We start from the raw sequence: 22,632 nt of genomic DNA, 5'->3' as shown, positions 1-22,632 counted from the left end.
GGGGTGAGTTGACCCACACGAGCTGCCCCGGGCAGCGGATCTACCCGTGCCGGACGAAGGCACAGTCAGGAAGGCCCATGAAGGCTCTCTACAAGGCCGGCGCCCACGCAGGATTCGAACTCGTGGACCGTCCCGAACCGGAAACCGGACCCGGCGACGTCAAGATCCGCGTCATGACCACCGGCATCTGCGGCACCGACCTGCACATCCAGTCGTGGGACGCTTGGGCGCAGGGCATCATCAACGCCCCCCTGATCGCCGGTCACGAGTTCTACGGCGAGGTTGTCGAGACCGGCGAGGACGTCCTGGACGTCAAGGCCGGCGACCGTGTCTCCGGCGAGGGCCACATCGTCTGCGGCATCTGCCGCAACTGCCGCGCCGGCCGCAAGCAGATGTGCATCAACACCGTCAGCGTCGGCGTCCAGCGCGACGGCGCCTTCGCCGAGTACGTTGTGATCCCCGAAACCAACGTGTGGGTCCACCAGGACCGCTCCGTGACGCCGGAACTCGGCGCCATCTTCGATCCCTTCGGCAACGCCGTCCACACTGCGCTGAGCTTCCCCCTCGTCGGCGAGGACGTGCTGATCACCGGAGCCGGGCCGATCGGACTGATGGCGATCGCCGTCGCCCGCCACGCCGGCGCCCGCAAGATCGCGATCACCGACGTCTCCGCCCCGCGGCTGGAACTGGCCCGCACACTCGGCGTCGACCTCGCGATCGACGTCTCGAAGATGCGCGTCAGGGACGCCCAGCGCGAACTGGGCATGCGCGAGGGATTCGACATCGGAATGGAAATGTCGGGACACCCCACGGCGCTGCCTGAGATGATCGACAACATGAACCACGGCGGCCGGATCGCGATGCTGGGACTGCCCAGCCAGTCGATCGACATCGACTGGGGCAAAGTGGTCACGCATATGCTGACCATGAAAGGCATCTACGGCCGCGAAATGTTCGAGACCTGGTACGCGATGAGCGCCATGCTCTCCTCCAACCCGGTCCTCCGCGCCAACATCTCCGCCGTCGTGACGGACACCCTTCCCGCCACCGACTGGGAAAAGGGCTTCGAGATCGCCCGAGCCGGCGTGGGCGGCAAAGTGGTCCTCGACTGGACCTGCTTCTAACCCGCCCCCGATTCGGCCCACCGACCCCACCAGCTGAGGAGCACAACCCATGTATTCAGCCATCAAGGACCAGTTGCAGCACGAGCTGGACGAGATCCGCAGCGCCGGCCTGTACAAGACCGAGCGGCACATCGACTCGCCGCAGGCCAACCACATCAAAGCCGGCCAGATCGGTGGGTCCAGCGCGGACGTGCTGAACTTCTGCGCCAACAACTACCTGGGCCTCGCGGACCACCCCGAGATCATCGCCGCCGCCAAGGCCGCGATGGACGACCGCGGCTTCGGCATGGCCAGCGTCCGGTTCATCTGCGGCACCCAGGACCTGCACCTGGCCCTCGAGGAGCGCGTCTCGAAGTTCCTCGGCACCGAGGACACCATCCTGTTCTCCAGCTGCTTCGACGCCAACGGCGGGGTGTTCGAATCACTCTTCGGCCCGGAGGACGCCGTCATCTCCGACGCGCTGAACCACGCCTCGATCATCGACGGCATCCGGCTCTGCAAGGCCCAGCGCTTCCGCTACGCCAACCAGGACATGGCCGACCTCGAATCGAAGCTGATCGAGGCCACCACACAGGAGAACCCGGCGCGCCGCAAGATCATCGTCACGGACGGCGTCTTCTCGATGGACGGCTTCCTCGCCCCGCTCGAGGCGATCTGCGACCTCGCGGAAAAATACGACGCCATGGTCATGGTGGACGACTCCCACGCCGTGGGCTTCATGGGCGCCAGCGGTGCGGGCACCCCGGAACACGCGGGCGTCTCGGACCGTGTGGACATCTACACCGGCACTTTCGGCAAGGCCCTGGGCGGCGCCTCCGGCGGCTACGTCTCCGGCCGACGTGAAGTCGTCGCGATGCTCCGCCAGAAGGCCCGCCCGTACCTGTTCTCCAACTCGCTGGCCCCGGCCATCGTCGCGGCGACGCTCACGGCCCTGGACCTCGTGGAGAGCTCCGCCGAGCTGCGCAGCAAGCTTTTCGCCAACGCCGCGCTGTTCCGGAACCGGATGTCCGAGGAGGGCTTCGAACTGCTCCCGGGCGAGCACGCCATTGTCCCGGTCATGTTCGGCGACGCCGTGATCGCCGCCAAAGTGGCCGACGCCATGCTCCACAACGGCGTGTTCGTCACGGCGTTCAGCTACCCGGTCGTCCCCAAGGGCGCGGCCCGGATCCGCGTCCAGCTCTCCGCCGCGCACAGCGCCGAGGACGTGGAGGCCTGCGTGCAGGCCTTCGTGCGCAGCCGCGCCGCCGTCGCCGGCTGAGCGGGGACGTACCGGCTGAGCTGGGCCCTTACCGGCTCAGTGGGCCGTCGACGGCCCGGCGGGCATTCGCCGTCCCGGCGGACGGGACCAGAAACGACGTTGCGGCGCCACAAACGGCGCCGCAACCGTTCCGTCTGCAAGGATGGAGCCATGTCAGCTAATTACGATGTCGTGATTGTCGGCGGCGGTATCGCCGGCTTGTCCCTTGCCTCAGCCCTGGCCGGAAAATGCAGCGTCGCGCTGGTGGAAGCCGAGCAGACCCTGGCGTACCACGCCTCGGCCCGCTCGGCCCGGCAGCTGATCCCCAGCTACGGCCCGCCCGCGGTCCAGGAGCTCACCCACCGCACCCTCGAACTGATCGCGGCCCAGGACGCCGCCCGGCCCGCACCGGTGCTCTCACCGCGCAGCTTCATGCTGATCGGCGACGAGGCCACCGTCAAGGAGCAATCAAGCGGCCACATGCGGCCGATCACCCACGCCGAGGCCCTGGAACTCTGCCCGGCCCTGGCCCCCGACTCCTTCTCCGCCGCAGGCCTGGACACCGGCTCCTTCGCCTGCAACGCGCCCCTGCTGCTCGAGGACCACCGCCGGCACGCCGAAGCCAACGGGGTGGACATCATCACCGGCGCCCGCGTCCACTCGGCCCAGCGCCTCGGCTCCGGCTGGCAACTCGGCGCCGGGCAGGAGGGCTTCCAGGCCGCCGTCGTGGTCAACGCCGCCGGCGCCTGGGCCGACGAACTCGCGGTGCTCAGCGGCGTCGAGAAAGTCCAGCTGCAGCCGTACCGGCGCACCGCGGCGATTGTCGACGTCGAGCATCCCCTGCCGGAAAGCAGCCCCATGGTGGCCGCCGCCGACGACTCCTTCTACTTCCGCCGCGACGGCGGCCAGGTCCTGATCTCGCCCTCGGAACACGAACCGAGCGGGCCCGAGGACGCCCAGCCGCACCCGGGGGACATCGAAAGACTCGTCGCCCGGCTCAACACCCTCACCACCCTGGGCATCCGCGGCGTCCGCCAGGCCTGGACCGGGCTGCGGACGGAAGCGGCCGACGGCGTCCCGGTGGTGGGGTTCGACGCCGAGGCTCCCGGGTTCTTCTGGCTCGCCGGCCAGGGCGGCTACGGCTTCCAGACCTCCTCCGGCATCGCCGAAGTCGCGGCCGGGCTGATCCTCGCCGGCCAGGGCACCTCCTCTGCCGCAGGCGGCAACACAGCCCCGGGTCCGGCATCCCGGACAGCGGAGGCGCTGGCGGCGACGCGCTGGTCCATCCGGCGCTGAAGAATGGACTCATGAGCACCCTGATCACCAACCTCGCCGAGCTGATGACCCAGGACCGGGACCACCGCGTCCTGAAGAACGCGGCCGTGGTGATCGAGGGCGAACGGATCGCCTGGCTGGGGCAGGCGGTGGACGCGCCGGCCGCCGACCAGTCCGTCGACGCCGGCGGCCGCGCCCTGCTGCCAGGCTGGGTGGATTCGCACACGCACCTCATCTTCGCCGGGGACCGGACCGCCGAGTTCGAGGCCCGGATGGCGGGGGAGAGCTACAGCGCCGGCGGGATCGCAGTGACCACCGACGCCACCCGGAGCACGGGCGACTTCGACCTCACCCGGCTCGCGCTGGGCCGGGTGGCCGAGGCCGTCTCGCAGGGCACCACCTACCTGGAAACCAAAACCGGCTACGGCCTGGACATCGACAACGAGGCCCGCAGCGCCCGGATCGCCTCCACCGTGGTGGACGAGGTCACCTATCTCGGCGCGCACCTGGTGCCCGCCGGGATGGACGCCGGGGAGTACACGGACCTGGTCTGCGGCGCCATGCTCGCCGCCGTCCGGCCGTTCGTGCGCTGGGCCGATGTCTTCTGTGAGCGCGGCGCCTTCGACGAGGACCAGTCCCGGTGCGTGCTCCAGGCCTGCCGCGACGCCGGGCTGGGCCTGCGCGTGCACGGCAACCAGCTCGGCGAGGGCCCCGGGGTGAATCTCGCGGTGGAATTCGGCGCGGCCAGCGTGGACCATGTGAACTACCTGTCCGCCGCCGACGTCGACGCCCTCGCGGCCAGCTGGTCCGGCTGGGACAGCGACGCAGGGACGGGCCGCGGCACGGTGGCGACATGCCTGCCGGCCTGCGACCTCTCCACCCGCCAGCCGCTGGCGCCGGGCCGGGAACTGCTCGACGCCGGCGTGCAGCTCGCACTGGCCTCCAACTGCAACCCGGGCACCTCGTATACGAGCTCGATGGCGTTCTGCGTCACCACCGCCGTGCTCCAGATGGGCCTCAGCGTCCACGAGGCCGTGCGTGCCGCGACGTACGGCGGGGCGCTGGCCCTCGGCCGGGAGTCCGGGACCGACGTCGACGGCGAACGCGCCGTCGGCTCGATCGCCGTCGGCCACCGCGCGGACCTGCACCTGCTCAACGCGCCGTCCGCCTCACACCTGGCCTACCGGCCGGGCATGCCGCTGACCCACGCCGTCTGGCGGGCGGGGGCCCGCGCCCGCTGACGGTGCGCTGCGCGCCCAGCGCCAGGGGCCGCGACGATGTCCCTGGATCAGACGGGCTGCCTGCAAGAATGGGCGGATGGCCCTCCACAAATATCCGGTCCGGCGGCTGGCAGAGGATCCCGGCAACGTCCTGGACCGCCGGCGGTGGCCGGCGTCGCTGCCTCCTGTGGCCCAGATCCTGGACCAGGGGCTCGACCTGACACCGGCCACCGTCCTGGTCGGCGAAAACGGGTCAGGAAAATCCACTCTCGTGGAAGCCATTGCCCTGGCCTACGGGTTGTCTGCCGAAGGCGGGTCAACGGGCGCACGGCACACCACCAGGTCAACGGAATCGCTGCTCGCCGATCACCTGCAGCTTGTCCGGAACGCCGGTGCCACGCGACGGGGCTATTTTCTCCGTGCGGAAACCATGCATGGCTTCTTTACCTACCTCGAAAAGAACCCGAGCCTGTCCGGTCCTGACATCCCGTTCCATGACATGTCCCACGGCGAATCGTTCCTGGAGCTGGCGGTCGGCCGGTTCCGGGGCCCGGGCTGTGGGTGCTGGACGAACCAGAATCCGCGCTGTCCTTCACGGGGTGTCTCACCCTGCTGGCCGTCCTGAAGGATCTTCTCGCCACGGGCGATTCCCAGGTCATCCTCTCCACCCACTCACCGGTGCTGGCCGCCCTCCCCGGAGCGCAGATTCTGGAAGTAGGACCGTGGGGGCTGCGGCACCGGAACTGGCAAGATCTGGATCTAGTCACGAACCTGCGGTCGTTCCTGGACGCGCCGGACCGGTATCTTCGACACCTCTGATCCGGCGGGGAGCGGCTCGGCAGGTGTCCGGCATGCGGATCGAATCCCGGTGCTAGTTCTTCGGGCTGCCCGTACTCGCACCAGGCGCCGCGAAGTAGACGATGGCTGCTCGATTGGTCTGGCGCTTTCGTCTGGCTGAGGAAGCCGGGGCCCCGCACGGCGTCATTCCGGCGGGCCTTGCTACTGGAGCGGGAGGGCATCCGGTTCAGTCCTCCGTCAGGGGGAGCCAGCGAATTCAGATTCGGGCGGTGCGCTCACAAGTAGCTTGCGACTGTAGCGCGCAGCGCTTCGGTGTGCTCGTAGATCTCTTCCAGGGAGTCGATCGGTACTCTGGTTTCCTCTTTGTCCGGGCCGAAGATCCCAATGTATTTCTGCGTGCGGTTGAAGTGCAGTCGCGTGATCGGCTTCCGGTTGTTGTCGTCCAGCAAAACCGCGAAGTAGGACTTGGAATCTCGCTGAGCAACTCGCGAGGGTTTGACCTCGCTGCACACGATGGCCCGGACGATCTGGTAGCCCTCTAGTTCCTCCAGTGTCGTCACGATGCCGTCTGCTGCGGCAAGATCGGCATCGGCGACCGGCGCGCTGGTGACCGATGCCGCGAGAGCAGCTTCATCATTTTGTGCAAAACCGGGCGACGCCAGAGCTTTCTTGAGGCGCTCATTGACCTGGTCGTTCAGGAACTGCTTCGTCGCTTTGGTCACCAATGTGCTGAATTGTTCGCGCACCTTTTGCGTGTAGGCCCCGGAGTACACTCGGGCGGTCAGAAACTTGACCCATTCGTCTTCCGGCTCGTGAAACTGGGCGGCCAGAGTCCTCTTGAGTTCGCCGATGTACTTTAGTTCTCCGGCAGCACTGATGATGGAGTCCAGGTCGAAGACGTCCTTGGACAATTTCCGAAGCTCCGGGATGAGTGAGTCGTCGATGTCGTTCAGGTCCAGGACCAAGAACGGTTTTGAGTCCATTTTGTTTGGGGCGTCAAGATCTGTGAAGAACTGGTAGATCTCACCGTTGGTGAGGATTGCGATCCTGGCATTGGTCACGGCGAAGTACCGAAAAAGCTGTGAAGCGTGTTCGATCTTTACCGGCTCCGTCGACTTCTTGCATTCGATCAGAATTTGGATTTCGCCGTCCTTGACGATGGCGTAGTCGACCTTCTCACCCTTCTTGAGACCTACGTCCGCAATGAATTCCGGTACAACCTCCATCGGGTTGAAGACGTCGTAGCCCAGGATCGTGGAAATGAAGGGCATGACGAAGGCATTCTTTGTGGCCTCTTCGGTCTCAATCACTCCGCGCTGCTGGCGCACCTTTGCTGCCAACGCTGTGAGTTTTTCTGAAAATTCCATGCGTCCCCCTGAAAATAAAACCAATAGTTCTGCCAACCGTAGTCCACTGGTATGACAATTTGAGGCAACCTTTGTTTCCTGCCAGGCGGAAAGTGGATTCGGAGAGGCTAATGGTTTCGCGTGAGTTTTCCGTTCCGAAGAATCGCGTCGCCTGGACTCTCTTTCTTGCCGTCTGCAAGCCGGATTGGCGGCCGCAACTCGACGCTCAAGCACGGACTCAGGGGCAAGGATTCGGTGGATAACAGCCAGGATCTACCCTGAGTACCTCGCCTCAATTGGCCGACAGCGGGGCTCCCGGCCACCCACTGTCGGAGCGGCACATGCTCCTGGCTCGCCGGCTAGAAAAACATCGGCGGGGCATCCAGCACCGTCTCATCGACGCGCCGGGCCTCCCACTGGCTGAACGGCTTGTCCAGCTCGTACTTGCCCTCCCCGCTGCGGTACAGCGTGCGGACCTCGGCGTTGTCCGGGTTGTTGAGCGACTCGAAGTACTCCACAGACCAGTGGAACCAGCGCATGCAGAACAGCCGCATGGTGAGCCCGTGGGTGACAAACAGTGCGTTGGGGGCGTAGTCGGGCCTGGACCAGTGCCGGTACAGGGTCTCCATAAAGGAGGAGATCCGGTCATAGACGTCCGAGCCCGACTCGCCTTCCCGGAAGCGGTAGAAGAAGTGGCCATAGGCGTTCCGGAGTTCCTTTTGGTCTTCGATCTCCCCGGCGATCTGGAAGTTGGCCCAGTCCTGCTCCCGCAGCCGCGGCTCCTCGATCACCCGCTCCACCAGCGGGCCGAGATTGAGCGCCTCCAGGGTCTGGTAGGCCCGCAGATAAGGGGAGACGTACACGCACACCTGGCGGCCGTCCAGCAGCCGCCGGACCTGCTCGCCGGCGGCCCGGGCCTGTTCCACGCCGAGCTCGGTCAGCGGAATCCGGTAATCGGGCACCCGGTTGTAGATCGAGGTGTCGGCGTTGGCCGCGGACTGGCCGTGCCGGATCATGATGATTTTCCCGGGCGCAGTCATAAACCCCAGCATAGGCGTGAACGCCGGTAGGGCCGGGAAGCCAAGACCGGGCAAGATAGGAACATGCTCGTTCCCTCCCGCCGCCGCCTGCGGCTAGAAGTCTGGATCGTCCTGGGCCTGTCCCTGGGGCAGTCCGCTGTGTACTCGGTCGTGCAGTTGCTGGACAAGCTGACCCGGGCCCCGCTGGCGGAGGGCACCTCCACCCTGAACCGCTCGCAAAGCACCCGCGAATACTTCGATCTCACCTACCAGTTGCTGGACATCTTCTTCGCCCTGGTGCCGGTGGTCCTGGCGCTCTATTTCCTCACTGACCACCGGACGTCCGGCCTGGCTGGAGGCGGCAGCCGCGGCGCCTCGGCGTTCCAGAAGCTGGGTCTGAATTTCGCCCGCCCCGGCCGGGACCTGCTGCAGGGATTCGGCCTGGCGGCGCTGATCGGCATCCCGTCACTGGGCCTCTACGCCGCGGGACGGGCGCTGGGCATTACGACGGCGATCATCCCCAGCGCGCTGGATTCCTACTGGTGGACGGTGCCAGTGCTGGTCCTCTCCGCGATCCGGCACGGGATCGTGGAGGAGGTGATCGTGGTGGGTTACCTGCTGGACCGGCTCCCCAAGCTCGGCTGGAGCCTGCCCCTGGCGATCTTTGCCAGTTCGATGCTGCGCGGCAGCTACCACCTGTACCAGGGCTTCGGGCCGTTCATCGGCAACGCCATCATGGGCGTCATCTTCGCGCTCGTCTACACAAAGACCCGGCGCCTGATGCCGCTGGTGATTGCGCACGCCGTGCTGGACGTCGTCGCGTTCGTCGGTTTCAGTCTCTTTGGCAAGTCCATCGGCCTAGGCTGACCCCGTGTTGCCCCTGGAAACGGAGCCCCGGGGCGGGGCTTAAAAGTATCGGCCGCCATCGGTGGGTGACGTCGTTGGCACCCGCTGATGGCGGCCGAAGTGTGGAGCGGTGAGGCGTTAGATGGTGACGGCTCCGGAGGCCGTCTCGAACGTGACGGAGAGGATGCCGGGTGTCCCGCGGGGGGCGAGCCAGTTCACGGCCACGTCTTCCAGGGGCTTCTCGACCGGAACACCGAGCCATTCGGTGACACGCTCCGCCGAGCCGGCGATCGTGAGGGCGGACATCTTAACGTCGCTCTCGTAGGCCTTGGACGGGTGGAGGTCCGGATCGCCTTCCCATTTGAGCATGTAGGGGACCTGGGGGTCGGCGATGAGCCCCAGGATGCCGATCTGCTTCCAGACCAGTTCGCGGCCGTCCGGGAACTTGCGGTTGCCGTTGACGGCGGCGCGGCCGAGCCGCTCCTCGAACGGGGCGAGGTCGTCAACTTCGACGCACCAGCCCATCCAGCCGCCGCCTGCTTCGGAGCGGGCGCGGACGGCCTGGCCGAAGGGGGCCTTGTCGGACGCGGGGTGGTTCAGGACCTCCACGACCTCGACATACTTGTGTCCCGCGAGCGGGATAATCATGTTGCGGGTCCCGAATCTGGGATGTACTCCGCCCTTCACGGCTTCAACGCCGAGGGCAGACGCAATTCGTTCGGTGGTGGCAGCGAGGCCATCTTGTTCACAGGCGTAAGAGACGTGATCCATGCGCATGCCCTCATCTTGACACTTTGTGATGCCCCTCTCAGCTTAGGTTCTCCTAACCGAGGTAGGACGTCACTCTTGGGGCTCTATGCCGGGCAGTATGCCTTATCGCAGTATGGAGCGGAAGGGCCATACGGACCCCATGCGGACCCCCGGATAAGCGACTTCATCTTCGTCACAAAGCTATCCAGAGCCCGGAACCGGTTCCTAGACTGGGGTCAGGTCATGAGTGCCAGCACACAGCCCCGGCTTGCTGGCCGGCAACCCTCGTCACGCGGTGGGGTGCCCCGGGTGAAGACCTGGCCGTCCGGCATTCGCCGGAGGGCAAGCGCGGCGCCACTGCTGACCCGGGCCAAGGGGCTCCGGTGCAGCATGTGCCCGGTCCCCTAAGGAGTGTCCCGATGTCCAGAGCCTGGTCCTTCGAAACCCGCCAGATCCACGCCGGCCAGGAGCCGGACAGTGCCACCGGCGCCCGGTCGCTGCCGATCTACCAGACGACGTCGTTCGTCTTCCCCAGCGCGGAAAGCGCCGCCAACCGCTTTGCCCTCGCTGAACTCGCCCCCATCTACACCCGGATCGGCAACCCCACCCAGGACGCCGTGGAACAGCGGGTTGCCAGCCTGGAGGGCGGACTCGCGGCCCTGCTTCTGAGCTCCGGGCAGGCCGCGGAAACTCTCGCGATCCTGAACGTCGCCGAGGTCGGCGACCATGTGGTGGCCAGCCCCAGCCTCTACGGCGGCACCTACAACCTGCTGGCGCACACCCTGAAGAAGTTCGGCATCTCCGTGACGTTCGTGGAGGACCCGGACAATCTGGCCCAGTGGCGCGACGCCGTGCAGCCCAACACCAAGCTGTTCTTCGGCGAAGTGGTCTCCAACCCGCGCCAGGACGTGTTGGACATCGAAGGCATCTCGCAGGTGGCACACGAGGCCGGGGTCCCGCTGATCGTGGACAACACGCTCTCCACGCCGTACCTTATCCGCCCGATCGAATGGGGTGCGGACATCGTGGTGCACTCCGCCACCAAATATCTCGGCGGCCACGGCACCGCAATCGCGGGCGTGATCGTGGATTCCGGGAACTTCGACTTCGGCAAGGACCCGGAGCGCTTCCCCGGCTTCAACACCCCCGACCCCACCTACAACGGTCTGGTCTATGCCCGGGACCTCGGCAAGGACGGCGCCCTCGGCGCCAACCTCTCCTACATCCTTAAGGCGCGCGTCCAGCTGCTGCGCGACCTCGGCTCGGCGGTCTCCCCGTTCAACGCCTTCCTTATCGCCCAGGGCCTCGAGACCCTGAGCCTGCGCGTGGAGCGGCACGTGGCCAACGCCGTTAGGGTGGCCGAATGGCTCGAGGCGAGGGACGACGTCGAATCCGTCGCCTACGCGGGGCTGCCCTCCAGCCCCTGGTACGAGCGCGGCCGCAAGTACGGACCGAAGGGGACCGGCGCCGTCGTCGCCTTCAACATCGCCGGGGGAGCCGAGGCGGGCAAGCGCTTCGTCGACGCCCTCGAGCTGCACTCGCACGTGGCCAACATCGGCGACGTGCGCTCGCTGGTCATCCACCCGGCGTCGACCACCCACAGCCAGCTGTCCCCGGAACAGCAGACCATCGCCGGGGTGAACCCCGGCCTCGTCCGGCTTTCCGTGGGCCTGGAGCACATCGATGACATCCTCGCCGATCTCGACGCCGGATTCCGCGCGGCCAAAACCGAGTGAACACGCCGGACGCCCGGCGTGCCGGCCCCCGTGGCCTGGGCGCCGGGACTCTGGATCACGCCGGGAACAGCACGGCGAGTCATAAGTTCGTCACAATCTTCGCCACCGGGCTGCCGCGTTTCGTAGACTCAGGGAAGGTCATGAGTGCCAGCGACAGCCCCGGCTTGCTGGCCGGCAACCCTCCTTTTGCGGCGGGGTGCCCCGGGTGAAGACCTGGCCCGCCGGTCAGCTGACGGCGGGCAAGCGCGAAGTTAGGTCCTCACATGACGATTGCCGTCACCCGCAAGGGTGTACCTGTAAGCAAGACCTCCCACCCGCATGTCCCGGCCCCGGGGGACGCGGCGCCAGGCGGTTCCGTCCAGGACGCTGTCCCGGACGGAACGGTCCGGTACCTCCGGATCGGTGACCTCGAGCTCGAATCCGGCGCCCGGCTGCCGGATGTCACCCTCGGCTACGAGACCTGGGGGACCCTTAACGCGGACCGGTCCAATGCCGTGCTGATCGAGCATGCGCTGACGGGGGACACCCACGTCACGCGCGGCGCCAGCGAGGAGCCGGGCTGGTGGGAGCAGCTCGCCGGCCCCGGTGCCCCGGTGGACACGGACAGGTACTTCGTCGTCTCGATCAACATCCTCGGCGGCTGCTACGGCTCCACGGGACCCTCGACGCCGGCGCCCGACGGAAAGCCTTGGGGCTCACGGTTCCCGCTCGTCACGCTGCGGGACACGACCGGGGCCGAAGCCAGGCTCGCGGACGCCCTGGGCATCCGGAACTGGTACGCCGTGCTCGGCGGTTCCCTGGGCGGGGCGCGCGCCCTGGAATGGGCCGTCAGCTACCCGGACCGGGTCCGGCGCTGCGGCGTGATTTCGGTCGGCGCCAGCAGCACCGCCGAACAGATCGCTTTCGCCCAGGCGCAGACCCTCGCCATCCGGCAGGACCCCAACTTCAACGGCGGGGACTACTACGGAGGGCCGGAACCCGAGGCCGGCCTGGCCCTGGCCCGGCGGATTGCGCACATCACCTACCGCTCGGCCGCGGAACTGGACGGACGCTTCGGCCGGAACGCCCAGGACTCCGAGGCCCCGCTGGAAGCCGGATCCCTCGCCGGGCGGGGCCGCTACCAGGTGGAGAGCTACCTGGACCACCAAGGCAACAAACTGGTCCGCCGCTTCGACGCGAACAGCTACATCGCCATCACCGAAGCGCTCATGAGCCATGACATCAGCCGGGGACGCGGTCCCCTCGCCGAGGCGCTGGCTCCGGCCACGGCAGAGTTCCTGCTGGCGGCCGTCGACTCGGACCGGCTGTACTTCCCGGCCCAGTCCCACGCGCTCGCCGCTGCCCTGCCGGGCGACGTCGCCGTGCACACCATCGAGGCGCCGATCGGCCACGACGGTTTCCTGACCGAGATCGGCCAGCTCAACAGCCAGCTCCGGCGGCACTTCTTCGGCTAGACCACTTCGGCTGGTCCTCTGCGGGACCGACGCCGGTCCGGCAGAAGAGCGTCCGGCCCCGGGCTTCCTCTGCGGCGAGTCCGCCGGTAGGCTCACGGCGCATGACCATCATCGATGACCAGGGACGTCCGGAACCTCCCGTCGCAGCCGGCGAGGCCGCCACGCTCCTAGGCTTCCTCGACTACCAACGGGCAACCCTCGAGTGGAAGTGCGCCGGCCTCGATGCCGAAGGCCTCAACGCGAAAACCGCCGCCTCCACCGTGACCCTCGGCGGGCTGCTGAAGCATATGACCTGTGTGGAGGACAGCTGGTTCTCCCACTCGCTGCACGGACAGGACCGGCAGCCGCCATGGAACACGGTGGACTGGGAGGCACACCCGGACTGGGACTTTCACTCAGCCGCGGGGGACTCCGCCGCCGAACTCCGTGCACGCTGGCAGGACGCTGTCGGGCGCTCGCGCTCCCTCGTGGCCCAAGCCCTGGCCGGCGGCGGGCTGGACTCGCTGGCCAGGCGTACCTGGCCCGACGGCCAGGCACCCAGCCTCCGCTGGATCCTGTGCCACATGATCGAGGAGTATGCGCGGCACAACGGCCATGCCGATCTCCTGCGCGAATCCGTGGACGGAAGCACCGGAGAATGAGGCCACTTGTGCAATTTTGCAGATACGCTCTGCACTAATGGCCGTTGAGGCTCTGGGCGGGAGCGTCCATACTCGTTGAGAATGATGCCGCGTGTCACAGATCACAGGCGTCCATTGCCCAGAGGTCCATAGGGTGTCGACGGAGACACCGAAGGAGTCGAAATGAGTACACACAACGCCGCCGCGAGGCGCCCGGAAGAGGAAGACGTCAAGTCGTCCGGACTGAAGAAGGTGGTAACGGCCTCCATGGCCGGCACCGTTGTCGAATGGTATGAGTTCTTCCTCTACGCCTCGGCCGCCACCCTTGTGTTCGGCAAGATCTTTTTCCCCAACTCCGGCACGGAACTGGACGGCATCATCGCCGCCTTCCTGACCTACGCCGTTGGTTTCGTTGCCCGCCCGATCGGCGGCATCGTCTTTGGCCATTTCGGCGACAAGTTCGGCCGCAAGCAGCTGCTCCAGCTCAGCATCATCCTGGTCGGTGTCTCCACCTTCCTGATGGGCTGCCTCCCGACCTTCCAGCAGATCGGCTACTGGGCACCGGCCCTCCTCGTGTTCCTGCGTTTCGCCCAGGGCTTTGCCGTGGGCGGTGAATGGGGCGGCGCAGTCCTCCTCGTCGCCGAGCACAGCCCGAGCAAGTCCCGCGGCTTCTGGTCCGCGTGGCCGCAGTCGGCCGTTCCGCTGGGCAACCTGCTCGCCACCGGCGTGCTGTTCACCCTTTCCGCCACCCTGTCTTCCGCCGACTTCCTCAGCTGGGGCTGGCGCGTGGCCTTCTGGCTCTCCGCCGTGATCGTGCTGGTGGGCTACTACATCCGGACCAAGGTCACGGACGCCCCGATCTTCCTGGAGGCCCAGAAGGAAGTCACCATCGAGAACAAGGGCTACGGCGTCGCCGAAGTCTTCCGCCGCTACCCCCGCGGCGTCTTCACTGCCATGGGCCTGCGCTTCGCGGAGAACATCCTCTACTACCTCGTGGTCACCTTCTCCATCACGTACCTGAAGGTGATCGTCCAGACGGACACCTCGCGGATCCTGCTGCTGCTGCTCGTGGCGCACGCAATCCACTTCGCCGTGATACCGATGGTCGGCCGCATGTCCGACCACTTCGGCCGCAAACCGGTCTACATGGCCGGCGCCATCCTCGGCGGCACCTGGGGCTTCTTCGCCTTCCCGATGATGGACACCAAAAACGACCTCATCATCCTCGCAGCTATCACGATCGGTCTGCTCTTCCACGCCCTGATGTACGCCGGCCAGCCGGCCATCATGGCCGAGATGTTCCCGACCCGGATGCGCTACTCCGGGGTCTCCCTGGGCTACCAGGTCACCTCGATCGTGGCCGGTTCGATGGCCCCGATCATCGCCGTCGCCTTGTTGAGCCAGTTCAAGTCCTCCACGCCCGTGGCCATCTACCTCCTGGGCGCCTGCATGGTCACCTTGGTGGCGGTGTTCTTCCTGAAGGAGACCCGCGGCGTCTCACTGCACGACATCGACGCCGCCGATGCCCAGGGCACCGCGGACCTCTTGGCTGCAAGCAAAAGGTAACAGGCAAGAAGTAACCGCAAGAAGGTCATGAGAACCGGCAACAGCCCGGTCCCCGCAACGCAGGGGCCGGGCTGCTGCCGTTGGCGCGGCTCAGCCTGCCGTTGGCGCGGCTCAGCCTGCCAGGACGGCTCAGCCTGCCAGGACGGCTCAGCCTGCCGTTGGCGCGGCTCAGCCTGCCAGGACGGCTCAGGCTGCCAGGACGGCTCAGGCTGCCAGGACGGCTCAGCCTGCCAGGACGGCTCAGCCTGCCAGGACGGCTCAGCCTGCCAGGACGTCCTGGCGGTCGGAAATTTCGGTCCGGACCGCTGCGAGGACGGCCTGCACGGGGGCCGAGCGCAGCGATTCCGCGCGGGCCACCGCCCAGATCGGCAGCTGCCGCTGGAAGTCGTCGGGCAGCACCGGCAGGAAACTAGGGTCGCCGACCGCCAGGAAGTTCGGCAGCAGGCCGATCCCGGCGCCCCGCCGGACAGCCTCGAGCTGGGCAAAGATGCTGGTGGCCTGGAAACTGGAGCGCGGCACGGGAAGCTGGGTGGAGCGGTGGCCCAGTTCGGCGACCTGCAGCGCCGACTCCACGTAGGAGACAAAGCCGTGCCGCCGGACGTCGTCGAGCGTCACCGGCAGGCCGTGGTCGCGGGCGTACTGCGGGCTGGCGTACAGCCGGAGGAAGTAGTTGGACAGGAAGATGGTCTGCGCATTGCTGATGTCCAGATTGCCCACCACCACCTCAAGATCCACCCCGGACCGGTTCTGGCTGACCTTCCGGGTGGCGCTGAGCATCTCGACATTGAGCTGCGGATGGCCCTGCTGCAGCCGGACGAGCGCCGGTGCGACGAATTCGGCGCCGAAGCCGTCCGGGGTGCTGATCCGGACCAGTCCGGAGAGCATATCCTCGGAGTGCGCGATCCGGTTCGTGAGCGCACCGAGGGTACCCTCGATCGCCTCGGCGGCCGCCACCGCGTCCTGGCCCAGGTCCGTCAGTTCCCAGCCGTGCGGGCTCCGCTCCAGCGTGCGTCCGCCCAGCTGTTTGTCCAGCGCCAGGATCCGGCGGGAGATGGTGGTGTGCGTGGTCCCGAGGGTCTCCGCCACCGCATTGAACCTGCCCAGCCGTGCCACGGTCAGCAGGATCAGCAGGTCGTCCGGACTTGGAAGCCGCCGCAAGTCCACGAGAACTCCTCTGGAATCAGGTATGTGCATCCATGCACATACTATCTGTAGTTTTTTCCCTTGATTGCACTGTAGCAGGGTGTGATGCTTGACACGGAACATCCGGCGATCAGCCGGATCACGCGCAGGACGCATAGCAAAGGAGCTTATGCCATGGCAGTAATCGCTTGGATCGGACTGGGGAACATGGGCGGGTCCATGTCGGTGAACCTGGTCAAGGCCGGCCACGACGTCCGCGGATTCGACCTGAACGCCGAGGCCGTTGCCGCCGCCGTCGCCGGCGGCGTCAAGCCCGCCGGAAGCATCGCCGAAGCGGTCGACGGCGCCGACGTCGTCTTCTCGATGCTCCCCAAGGGCGAGCACGCCCGCGCCGTCTACCTTGGCGAGGACGGCGTCCTGGCCCACGCCGACACGCGCACGCTGCTGGTGGATTCCTCCACGATCGACATCGCCTCCGCCCAGGCCCTGCACGACGCCGCCGCTGCCGCCGGCTTCCGTTTTGTCGACGCCCCCGTCTCCGGCGGGATGAGCGGCGCGAAGGCCGCCACCCTGACCTTCATGATCGGCGGCGAGACAGGTGCCGTGGCCGAGGCGACGGAATACATCAAGCCGATGGCGGCCAACATCATTCCCACCGGCGGCGCCACCACGGGCCAGGCCGCGAAAATATGCAACAACCTCATGCTCTTCATCAACCTCGCCTCGACCGCGGAAGGCGCCGTGCTGGCGGACCGGCTGGGGCTGGACAAGCAGGTCTTCTGGGACATCGCATCCGTGTCCTCCGGTGACAGCTGGGCCCTGCGCACCTGGTACCCGGTCGCCGGCGTGGTCCCCACCGCGGCCTCCAACAACGACTTCGCCCCGACCTTCACCACCGAGCTGGCCAACAAGGACATCGGACTGGCCATCAGCGCGGCACGGGACACCGGCACCCCGCTGGAAATCGGCGAGCACGTCCAGCAGCTCTTCCAGCGCCTCATCGATTCCGGCAACGCCGGCATGGACTGCTCCGCCATCGTCAAGCTGGTCGACGGCACCCTCGACACCTCCAAGTAGCCACCTGCCCCGCAGCCGGCTGCGCCCCTGAACCTGCACCACAGGAAAGAGACCCCCCATGGAACGCATACCGCACTTCATCAACGGCGCCCTGGTTTCCGACGCCGAGCGCTACGGCCCCGTCTTCAACCCGGCCACCGGCGAGCAGGAGAAAGAGGTCGCCCTGGCCTCCGCCGCCCGCGTCGAGGAGGCCATCCAGGCCGCCCGCGCTGCCCTGCCCGCCTGGCGCGCCACCAGCCTCGGCAAGCGCACCAACATCTTCTTCAAGGTCCGCGAACTGCTGATGCAGCGCCGGCCCGAACTCGCCGCCCTGCTGACCAGCGAACACGGCAAGGTCCTCTCCGACGCCGAGGGCGAGATCACCCGCGGCCTGGAGAACATCGAGTTCGCCACCGGGCTGTCCCACGCCCTCAAGGGCGAGCGCTCCGAGCAGGTGGCCAGCGGCGTCGACGTCCACTCCGTGCGCCAGCCGGTCGGTGTGGTTGCCTGCGTCACGCCGTTCAACTTCCCGGCCATGGTGCCGCTGTGGATGATCGGCAGCGCCCTGGCCTGCGGCAACACCGTGCTTCTCAAGCCCAGCGAAAAGGACCCGTCCTCGGCCCTCTTCATCGCGCAGGTCTTCGCCGAGGCCGGCCTTCCCGCCGGTGTCCTCAATGTCGTCCACGGCGACAAGGAAGCCGTCGACGTGCTCCTCGAACACCCGGACGTCAAGGCCATCAGCTTCGTCGGGTCGACGCCGATCGCCCAGTCCATCTACAAGCGCGCCGCCGACCACGGCAAGCGGGTGCAGGCCCTGGGTGGGGCAAAGAACCACATGGTGGTCCTGCCGGACGCGGACCTGAACATGGCCGCCGACGCTGCCGTGTCCGCCGCGTACGGCTCCGCCGGCGAGCGCTGCATGGCCGTCAGTGTCCTGGTCGCCGTCGGGAACATCGCCGATGAACTCGTTGGGGCCATCACCACCCGGATGGGCACCCTGAAGATCGGCCCCGGGACCGACCCGGAGTCGCAGATGGGCCCGCTGATCACCGCCGAGCACCGCGACAAGGTCGCCTCCTATGTCGCCGGCGCGGCCCAGGAAGGCGCCACCGTGGTGGTGGACGGCCGGGAGCAGAAGTTCGACTCCGACGGCTTCTTCATCGGTGTCAGCCTCGTTGACCACGTCAAGCCCGGCATGAAGGTCTACGACGACGAGATCTTCGGCCCGGTCCTGTCCGTGGTCCGCGTCGAGACCTACGCCGACGCCGTCAAGCTCGTCAACGACAACGAGTTCGGCAACGGCGTGGCGATCTTCACCCGCGACGGCGGCGCCGCCCGGCAGTTCGAGTTCGACGTCGAGGCCGGCATGGTGGGCGTCAACGTGCCGATCCCGGTGCCGGTGGGAACCTTCTCCTTCGGCGGCTGGAAGAACTCGCTCTTTGGCGACACCCACATGTACGGCCCGGAGAGCATCCGCTTCTACACCCGCGGCAAGGTCGTCACCACCCGCTGGCCGGACCCGTCCACCTCGGTGATCGACCTCGGCTTCCCCCAGGTCGACTAGGCCAAGCGGCCAGCCGCCCGGAACCCACCCCGGTCCTAGCTGAGCCGGTCCGCCTTAAACAAACGAACAACGCGGGGTCACTCCGCGCCCATCCGGTACCGGATCTTGGGCGCGGACTGACCCCGCGTTGCTGTGTAGTAGGGTCAGCCCTTCATGATCTCCGTGCGCTGGGCCATGTAGTCCTCCATGGATAGCTCGCCTTCGCTGTACCGCTGGTCCAGTTCCGCGAGCTTGCGGGCCCGGAAGCCCTGCGGGGCCGACGGCGGCGGGGGCACCGCGGGGCCCGACGGCTGCTGGCTGCCGGGCTGCCAGGTGTTGGACTGGGGGGTGTTCGACTGGGGAGCATTGGGCCGGGGGGCGTTGAACTGCTGCGCGTCCTGCTGCGGGAAGGGCCGGGCCTGGTTGCCGGGGTACCCCGGGCTGTCCTCGTAGGGGACGGGGGACTGGTAGCCCTGCTGGCCGGGGTAAGGCTGGCCCGGGTACTGCTGGCCGGGGTACGGCTGGTTGGCAGGCGGTGCGGGCTGCTGGGGAGCGCCGAGCTGGCCGAAGGCGCCGTAATAGTCCCGCTGGGTAAAACCGTCCCGAGGCTGCTTGTTCTGCTGCCCCGGATACGGGCCGGGAGCGTCGCCGGGGAACTGCCCGAACTGGTCCGGGCCGCCGGGCGTACCCTGGTTCTGGTTCCGGCCGCGCACAGACTTCTTGTAATAGCGCATCGCGATCGGGATCAGGAATGACAAAACGATGATCCAAAAGAACAGATTGTTCACGGTACCGGGCCTCTCAGGAAGTGTTCCCCCAGCTTAACGCCCGCACTTGGACTGTAGTGCCCGGGCCCCCGGCACCCGGGCACCCACGTGCCCGGCAGGACCCCGGTCAGTAGCGCGCGGGCTCTTCGGCGCCGGGCCGCCCCTCGCCCGAACCGAGCGGCATTCCGGGGCCGAAGACCGGGCCCGGGAGCGGCCGCTTGGCCGTGACGCCGTCGCCGGAGGAACGGTGCCGGAGCCGGCGGACCACCCAGGGCACAAAGTATTCGCGCGCCCAGACCAGATCTCCGGAGCGTGCCTGCCGCCAGCTGCGCTGCGGCAGCGGCTTGGGGGAGAGCGGCTCCAGGGTGTGTTCGACGTTGAGGGAATCCAGGACCATGGCCGCGATGGTGTGATGACCCAGCGGCGAAAAGTGCAGCCGGTCCGCATCCCACATTTGCGGATCGTTCAGCTGCCGCAGGGACCACATGTCCGCGATGACGGCGTCATGGCGGGCCGCGATGGTGCGGAGGTTCTCGTTGTAGATGGCGACTTTGCTGCGCACCCGGCCCAGCACGGAGGAACCGGTGTCGGGGCCGTTGAACAGGACCACCGTGGCGCCGGCCAGGCTGAGGATCTGCACCACCGAGTCCAGCTTCTCGGCCAGGGCGTCCGGATCACCGCCGGGGCGGATCAGGTCGTTCCCGCCGGCGGACAGCGTCACCAGGTCAGGCCGCAGGGACAGGCAGTGGGCCAGCTGCTGGTCCACGATCTGCTGCAGGAGCCGGCCCCGGACGGCGAGGTTGGCATAGGCAAAGCCCTCATGCCCGCGGCTGAGCTCCTCGGCCACCCGGTCCGCCCAGCCGCGGTAACCCCCCGGATTCGCCGGTTCGGGATCGCCGATGCCTTCCGTGAAGGAGTCTCCCATGGCCACATAGCGGGTCCAGGGGTGGGTCAAGGCGTTCTCTGGAGAGTTCTCCATGGCTTCGGTTTCGCTCACCTTCTTATCGTGCACTGTTCCTGCAAAGCTACGCCACCGTAGGTTGTTACCTGCGGGTAACTGCAAGAATGGAGCCATGACTCAAGCCGCTGCCTTCCCCGCCCCCGTTGTCCTATGGTCCAAGCCCGAGGAGGAGCGTGCCGGAAAGCCGCTCCTGCTCCTGCTGCACGGCTACGGGGCCAACGAAGAGGATCTCCTGGGCCTGGCGGACATGCTCCCGCAGGAATTTGCGGTGGCCTCGGTGCGCGCCCCGATGGTATCCGGCGCCGGATTCACCTGGTTTCCGCTGACCGCATCGATCGAGTATTCCCTGGACGCGGTCAAGGAGTCCGCCTCGTACGTGGAGGACTGGCTGGATTCGGTCCGGCCGCACCACACCTCCGTGACGCTGCTGGGCTTCTCGATGGGCATGGCGCTGGCCACCACCTTGCTGCGGCGGCGGCCCGCGGACTATGCCGCCGTCGTCGGGCTGTCAGGTTTTGTCGTCGACGCCGGAAGCGACCCCAGCTTCCACGACGCCGAACTGGACGGGACGGTGCCGATGTTCTGGGGCCGCGACCAGCAGGATCCGGTGATCACGCCGGACAAGATCGAGTTCACCATGGGCTGGGTACGCAAGCACGTGAAGCTCACCAAGGTGCTGTACACCGGGATGTGGCACGGCATTAACCAGCAGGAAATCGGTCACGTCTCCGAGTTCCTCACCCACGGGGTGCTGACCAAGTAGCCGTACGACGCCGGGCGGCCGGCCGTCTGTCGGCCAACCGCCCGGTGTCCGACGGCGGGGTCAGGCCCCGGCGGGCGTGCTGATCCGCACGGTCCGGTTGTTCACCGTGACGGTGTCGCCGTGGTGGAGCTGGCGGCCGCGGCGCTCGTCGATCTCACCGTTGACCTTCACGAGCCCGCTCTTGATCAGTTCCGCGGCCTCCACCCCGTCTTCGACCAGGCTGGCCAGCTTAAGGAGCTGGCCCAGCCGGATCATGTCGTCGCGGATGGGGATCTCTTCAATTTCCGGGTTGCTCATACAAGTAATGATGCCTGACAGAAAGTGGCAACAATGACGCACGAGCCGCGGCTTCCGTTCCTCGCCGGGTTGCCCCTCGCGGTGGCAGCGGGGCTGCTCATGCCGGTGCAGGGCCGGATCAACGGCGCGCTCGGCGTGGCGCTCGCGGACGGAATCGCCGCCGCAGTGGTGAGCTTCACCACCGGGCTGGTGCTGATGTTCGCCGTGTCACTGGCGCTGCCACGGGGCCGGGCCGGGCTTCGGGCGATCCTGCCGGCGGTCCGGGAACGGAAATTCCCGCCGTACTACGTTCTGGCCGGCTGCATCGGCGGGTTCTTCGTCTTCGCGCAGTCCTTCACGGTGGGTCTGCTGGGCGTTGCCCTGTTCACTGTCGCCTCCGTGACCGGGCAGACCCTCAGCGGGCTGCTCGTGGACCGGATGGGGATCGGCCCGGCTGGCAAGAGATCCATCACCGGCATCCGGGTGATCGGCAGCATCCTGACCGTCGCCGCCGTCGCCTGGGCCGTATCGCCGCGCTTCTCCGGCGCCGGGCCGGGGGCGGCGGAGCTGGTCGTTCCGGTGCTGCTTCCCGTGCTTGCCGGCTTCCTGATGAGCTTCCAGCAGGCCATGAACGGCACCGCCGCCGTGCATTACGGCACGCCCATCGCCGCGACCCTGATGAACTTCGTCGCCGGCGCGGTCATGCTCTGGGCCGCCTGGCTGGTCAAGACCGCCGTCGCGGGTCCGGGCAACCCGCTGCCGGGGGAGTGGTGGTACTACCTGGGCGGGCCCATGGGCTGTGTCTTTATCGGCGTCGGGGCCCTGCTGGTCCGCAGCCTGGGAGTGCTGGTGACCGGACTCGGCATGATCGCGGGCCAGCTGCTGGGCTCGCTGGGACTGGACCTGGCGTTCCCGGCGCCCGGCACCGTGGTGGCGCTGCCCACCGTGCTCGGGACCCTCCTGACCCTCGCCGCAATTGTGCTCGCCAGTCTGCCTTGGCCCAAGGGTGCCCTGGGCCGGCGGCGCCGGGAGCCGACAGGCCGGTAGGCTAGGAGGCGCAGCTTCCTGCACCGCCATCAGCCAGCACCCCGTCCGGGATGTGGGCTTGGTGCGGTGAGCAGGGTTCGTGCCT

General features: G+C 67.3%; 20 protein-coding genes, 1 pseudogene and 2 riboswitches. Of the genes and pseudogenes, 14 read left to right on the top strand and 7 right to left on the bottom strand.

Features of this window, described 5'->3' with window-relative positions; genetic code table 11:
* Positions 1-77 precede the first annotated feature (77 nt).
* The 5 genes and pseudogenes from tdh (at position 78) to QK291_RS08330 (ending at position 5,675) form a co-directional block, all read left to right on the top strand.
* Positions 78-1,124, top strand: a complete 1,047-nt coding sequence (gene tdh / locus QK291_RS08350) for an L-threonine 3-dehydrogenase (protein WP_282380771.1) — start codon at positions 78-80, stop codon at positions 1,122-1,124.
* 49 nt (positions 1,125-1,173) lie between these two features.
* On the top strand, positions 1,174-2,382 hold the full coding sequence (locus tag QK291_RS08345; RefSeq protein ID WP_282380769.1) for a glycine C-acetyltransferase: 1,209 nt from the start codon (positions 1,174-1,176) through the stop codon (positions 2,380-2,382).
* 150 nt (positions 2,383-2,532) lie between these two features.
* Positions 2,533-3,657 (top strand): FAD-dependent oxidoreductase, encoded by a 1,125-nt coding sequence (locus QK291_RS08340; protein ID WP_282380767.1) that lies wholly within the window; start codon positions 2,533-2,535, stop codon positions 3,655-3,657.
* Between the two features lie 11 nt (positions 3,658-3,668).
* A complete protein-coding gene (locus QK291_RS08335) occupies positions 3,669-4,877 on the top strand; it encodes an amidohydrolase family protein (protein ID WP_282380765.1) in 1,209 nt (402 codons plus the stop codon).
* 76 nt (positions 4,878-4,953) lie between these two features.
* Positions 4,954-5,675, top strand: a pseudogene (locus QK291_RS08330) (AAA family ATPase).
* Between the two features lie 254 nt (positions 5,676-5,929).
* Here QK291_RS08330 and QK291_RS08325 read toward each other — a convergent pair.
* Positions 5,930-7,021 carry a type I restriction endonuclease gene (locus QK291_RS08325; RefSeq protein WP_282380764.1) on the bottom strand — a complete coding sequence of 364 codons (1,092 nt, stop codon included), beginning with the start codon at positions 7,019-7,021 and terminating at the stop codon, positions 5,930-5,932.
* Positions 7,022-7,359: 338 nt separating this feature from the next.
* Positions 7,360-8,040 carry a histidine phosphatase family protein gene (locus tag QK291_RS08320; protein ID WP_282380761.1) on the bottom strand — a complete coding sequence of 227 codons (681 nt, stop codon included), beginning with the start codon at positions 8,038-8,040 and terminating at the stop codon, positions 7,360-7,362.
* A 63-nt stretch (positions 8,041-8,103) separates the two neighbouring features.
* Between QK291_RS08320 and QK291_RS08315 the strand changes: the two genes are divergently transcribed.
* Positions 8,104-8,886 carry a CPBP family intramembrane glutamic endopeptidase gene (locus tag QK291_RS08315; RefSeq protein ID WP_282380759.1) on the top strand — a complete coding sequence of 261 codons (783 nt, stop codon included), beginning with the start codon at positions 8,104-8,106 and terminating at the stop codon, positions 8,884-8,886.
* A gap of 117 nt (positions 8,887-9,003) precedes the next feature.
* On the opposite strand, the gene QK291_RS08310 is transcribed toward QK291_RS08315, so the two are convergent.
* Positions 9,004-9,642, bottom strand: a complete 639-nt coding sequence (locus tag QK291_RS08310; RefSeq protein ID WP_282380757.1) for a VOC family protein — start codon at positions 9,640-9,642, stop codon at positions 9,004-9,006.
* A gap of 212 nt (positions 9,643-9,854) precedes the next feature.
* Positions 9,855-9,970, top strand: a riboswitch (SAM riboswitch).
* Between the two features lie 64 nt (positions 9,971-10,034).
* Here QK291_RS08310 and QK291_RS08305 point away from each other — a divergent pair.
* From QK291_RS08305 to QK291_RS08290, 4 genes are all read left to right on the top strand, one after another.
* A complete protein-coding gene (locus QK291_RS08305) occupies positions 10,035-11,351 on the top strand; it encodes a bifunctional o-acetylhomoserine/o-acetylserine sulfhydrylase (protein WP_282380755.1) in 1,317 nt (438 codons plus the stop codon).
* 136 nt (positions 11,352-11,487) lie between these two features.
* Positions 11,488-11,603: riboswitch (SAM riboswitch) on the top strand.
* Positions 11,604-11,614: 11 nt separating this feature from the next.
* A complete protein-coding gene (locus QK291_RS08300) occupies positions 11,615-12,805 on the top strand; it encodes a homoserine O-acetyltransferase (protein ID WP_282380753.1) in 1,191 nt (396 codons plus the stop codon).
* Positions 12,806-12,906: 101 nt separating this feature from the next.
* Positions 12,907-13,446, top strand: coding sequence for a DinB family protein (locus tag QK291_RS08295; RefSeq protein ID WP_282380751.1), 540 nt, complete (start codon positions 12,907-12,909; stop codon positions 13,444-13,446).
* 162 nt (positions 13,447-13,608) lie between these two features.
* Positions 13,609-14,991, top strand: coding sequence for an MFS transporter (locus QK291_RS08290; RefSeq protein WP_282380749.1), 1,383 nt, complete (start codon positions 13,609-13,611; stop codon positions 14,989-14,991).
* 258 nt (positions 14,992-15,249) lie between these two features.
* Here QK291_RS08290 and QK291_RS08285 read toward each other — a convergent pair whose 3' ends face one another.
* Complete coding sequence (locus QK291_RS08285) at positions 15,250-16,149, bottom strand: LysR family transcriptional regulator (protein ID WP_282380849.1); 900 nt, start codon at positions 16,147-16,149, stop codon at positions 15,250-15,252.
* Positions 16,150-16,308: 159 nt separating this feature from the next.
* Between QK291_RS08285 and mmsB the strand changes: the two genes are divergently transcribed.
* Together mmsB and QK291_RS08275 are read left to right on the top strand one after the other, a co-directional pair.
* Positions 16,309-17,211 carry a 3-hydroxyisobutyrate dehydrogenase gene (gene mmsB, locus QK291_RS08280; RefSeq protein ID WP_282380747.1) on the top strand — a complete coding sequence of 301 codons (903 nt, stop codon included), beginning with the start codon at positions 16,309-16,311 and terminating at the stop codon, positions 17,209-17,211.
* Positions 17,212-17,269: 58 nt separating this feature from the next.
* Positions 17,270-18,754, top strand: a complete 1,485-nt coding sequence (locus tag QK291_RS08275) for a CoA-acylating methylmalonate-semialdehyde dehydrogenase (RefSeq protein ID WP_282380745.1) — start codon at positions 17,270-17,272, stop codon at positions 18,752-18,754.
* Between the two features lie 143 nt (positions 18,755-18,897).
* Here QK291_RS08275 and QK291_RS08270 read toward each other — a convergent pair whose 3' ends face one another.
* Positions 18,898-19,521 carry a hypothetical protein gene (locus tag QK291_RS08270; protein ID WP_282380743.1) on the bottom strand — a complete coding sequence of 208 codons (624 nt, stop codon included), beginning with the start codon at positions 19,519-19,521 and terminating at the stop codon, positions 18,898-18,900.
* Between the two features lie 106 nt (positions 19,522-19,627).
* Complete coding sequence (locus QK291_RS08265) at positions 19,628-20,479, bottom strand: SGNH/GDSL hydrolase family protein (protein WP_282380847.1); 852 nt, start codon at positions 20,477-20,479, stop codon at positions 19,628-19,630.
* Positions 20,480-20,573: 94 nt separating this feature from the next.
* Between QK291_RS08265 and QK291_RS08260 the strand changes: the two genes are divergently transcribed.
* Positions 20,574-21,224: a phospholipase gene (locus QK291_RS08260; protein WP_282380742.1), complete on the top strand. Its 651-nt coding sequence runs from the start codon at positions 20,574-20,576 to the stop codon at positions 21,222-21,224.
* A gap of 60 nt (positions 21,225-21,284) precedes the next feature.
* Here the strand turns inward: QK291_RS08260 and QK291_RS08255 are convergent, their stop codons facing one another.
* The gene (locus QK291_RS08255) at positions 21,285-21,521 is read right to left on the bottom strand and encodes an RNA-binding S4 domain-containing protein (protein ID WP_282380741.1); all 237 of its coding nucleotides are present in this window, start codon (positions 21,519-21,521) and stop codon (positions 21,285-21,287) included.
* Between the two features lie 33 nt (positions 21,522-21,554).
* Here QK291_RS08255 and QK291_RS08250 point away from each other — a divergent pair, with 33 nt between their 5' ends.
* On the top strand, positions 21,555-22,547 hold the full coding sequence (locus QK291_RS08250; RefSeq protein ID WP_282380740.1) for a DMT family transporter: 993 nt from the start codon (positions 21,555-21,557) through the stop codon (positions 22,545-22,547).
* Positions 22,548-22,632: the final 85 nt, after the last annotated feature.

Origin of the sequence: Arthrobacter sp. AL12 (genome assembly GCF_029960645.1) — a bacterium.
GTDB lineage: Bacteria > Actinomycetota > Actinomycetes > Actinomycetales > Micrococcaceae > Arthrobacter.
The sequence above is the reverse complement of the archived record's forward strand: the minus strand, read 5'-3'. Positions and strand labels throughout refer to the sequence as shown.

What these genes read in the sequence shown, in the direction of transcription:
- tdh (WP_282380771.1), top strand. Translation starts at nt 78, where the DNA reads ATGAAGGCTCTCTACAAGGCCGGCGCCCACGCAGGATTCGAACTCGTG.
- QK291_RS08345 (WP_282380769.1), top strand. Translation starts at nt 1,174, where the DNA reads ATGTATTCAGCCATCAAGGACCAGTTGCAGCACGAGCTGGACGAGATC.
- QK291_RS08340 (WP_282380767.1), top strand. Translation starts at nt 2,533, where the DNA reads ATGTCAGCTAATTACGATGTCGTGATTGTCGGCGGCGGTATCGCCGGC.
- QK291_RS08335 (WP_282380765.1), top strand. Translation starts at nt 3,669, where the DNA reads ATGAGCACCCTGATCACCAACCTCGCCGAGCTGATGACCCAGGACCGG.
- QK291_RS08325 (WP_282380764.1), bottom strand. Translation starts at nt 7,021, where the DNA reads ATGGAATTTTCAGAAAAACTCACAGCGTTGGCAGCAAAGGTGCGCCAG.
- QK291_RS08320 (WP_282380761.1), bottom strand. Translation starts at nt 8,040, where the DNA reads ATGACTGCGCCCGGGAAAATCATCATGATCCGGCACGGCCAGTCCGCG.
- QK291_RS08315 (WP_282380759.1), top strand. Translation starts at nt 8,104, where the DNA reads ATGCTCGTTCCCTCCCGCCGCCGCCTGCGGCTAGAAGTCTGGATCGTC.
- QK291_RS08310 (WP_282380757.1), bottom strand. Translation starts at nt 9,642, where the DNA reads ATGCGCATGGATCACGTCTCTTACGCCTGTGAACAAGATGGCCTCGCT.
- QK291_RS08305 (WP_282380755.1), top strand. Translation starts at nt 10,035, where the DNA reads ATGTCCAGAGCCTGGTCCTTCGAAACCCGCCAGATCCACGCCGGCCAG.
- QK291_RS08300 (WP_282380753.1), top strand. Translation starts at nt 11,615, where the DNA reads ATGACGATTGCCGTCACCCGCAAGGGTGTACCTGTAAGCAAGACCTCC.
- QK291_RS08295 (WP_282380751.1), top strand. Translation starts at nt 12,907, where the DNA reads ATGACCATCATCGATGACCAGGGACGTCCGGAACCTCCCGTCGCAGCC.
- QK291_RS08290 (WP_282380749.1), top strand. Translation starts at nt 13,609, where the DNA reads ATGAGTACACACAACGCCGCCGCGAGGCGCCCGGAAGAGGAAGACGTC.
- mmsB (WP_282380747.1), top strand. Translation starts at nt 16,309, where the DNA reads ATGGCAGTAATCGCTTGGATCGGACTGGGGAACATGGGCGGGTCCATG.
- QK291_RS08275 (WP_282380745.1), top strand. Translation starts at nt 17,270, where the DNA reads ATGGAACGCATACCGCACTTCATCAACGGCGCCCTGGTTTCCGACGCC.
- QK291_RS08265 (WP_282380847.1), bottom strand. Translation starts at nt 20,479, where the DNA reads ATGGAGAACTCTCCAGAGAACGCCTTGACCCACCCCTGGACCCGCTAT.
- QK291_RS08260 (WP_282380742.1), top strand. Translation starts at nt 20,574, where the DNA reads ATGACTCAAGCCGCTGCCTTCCCCGCCCCCGTTGTCCTATGGTCCAAG.
- QK291_RS08255 (WP_282380741.1), bottom strand. Translation starts at nt 21,521, where the DNA reads ATGAGCAACCCGGAAATTGAAGAGATCCCCATCCGCGACGACATGATC.
- QK291_RS08250 (WP_282380740.1), top strand. Translation starts at nt 21,555, where the DNA reads ATGACGCACGAGCCGCGGCTTCCGTTCCTCGCCGGGTTGCCCCTCGCG.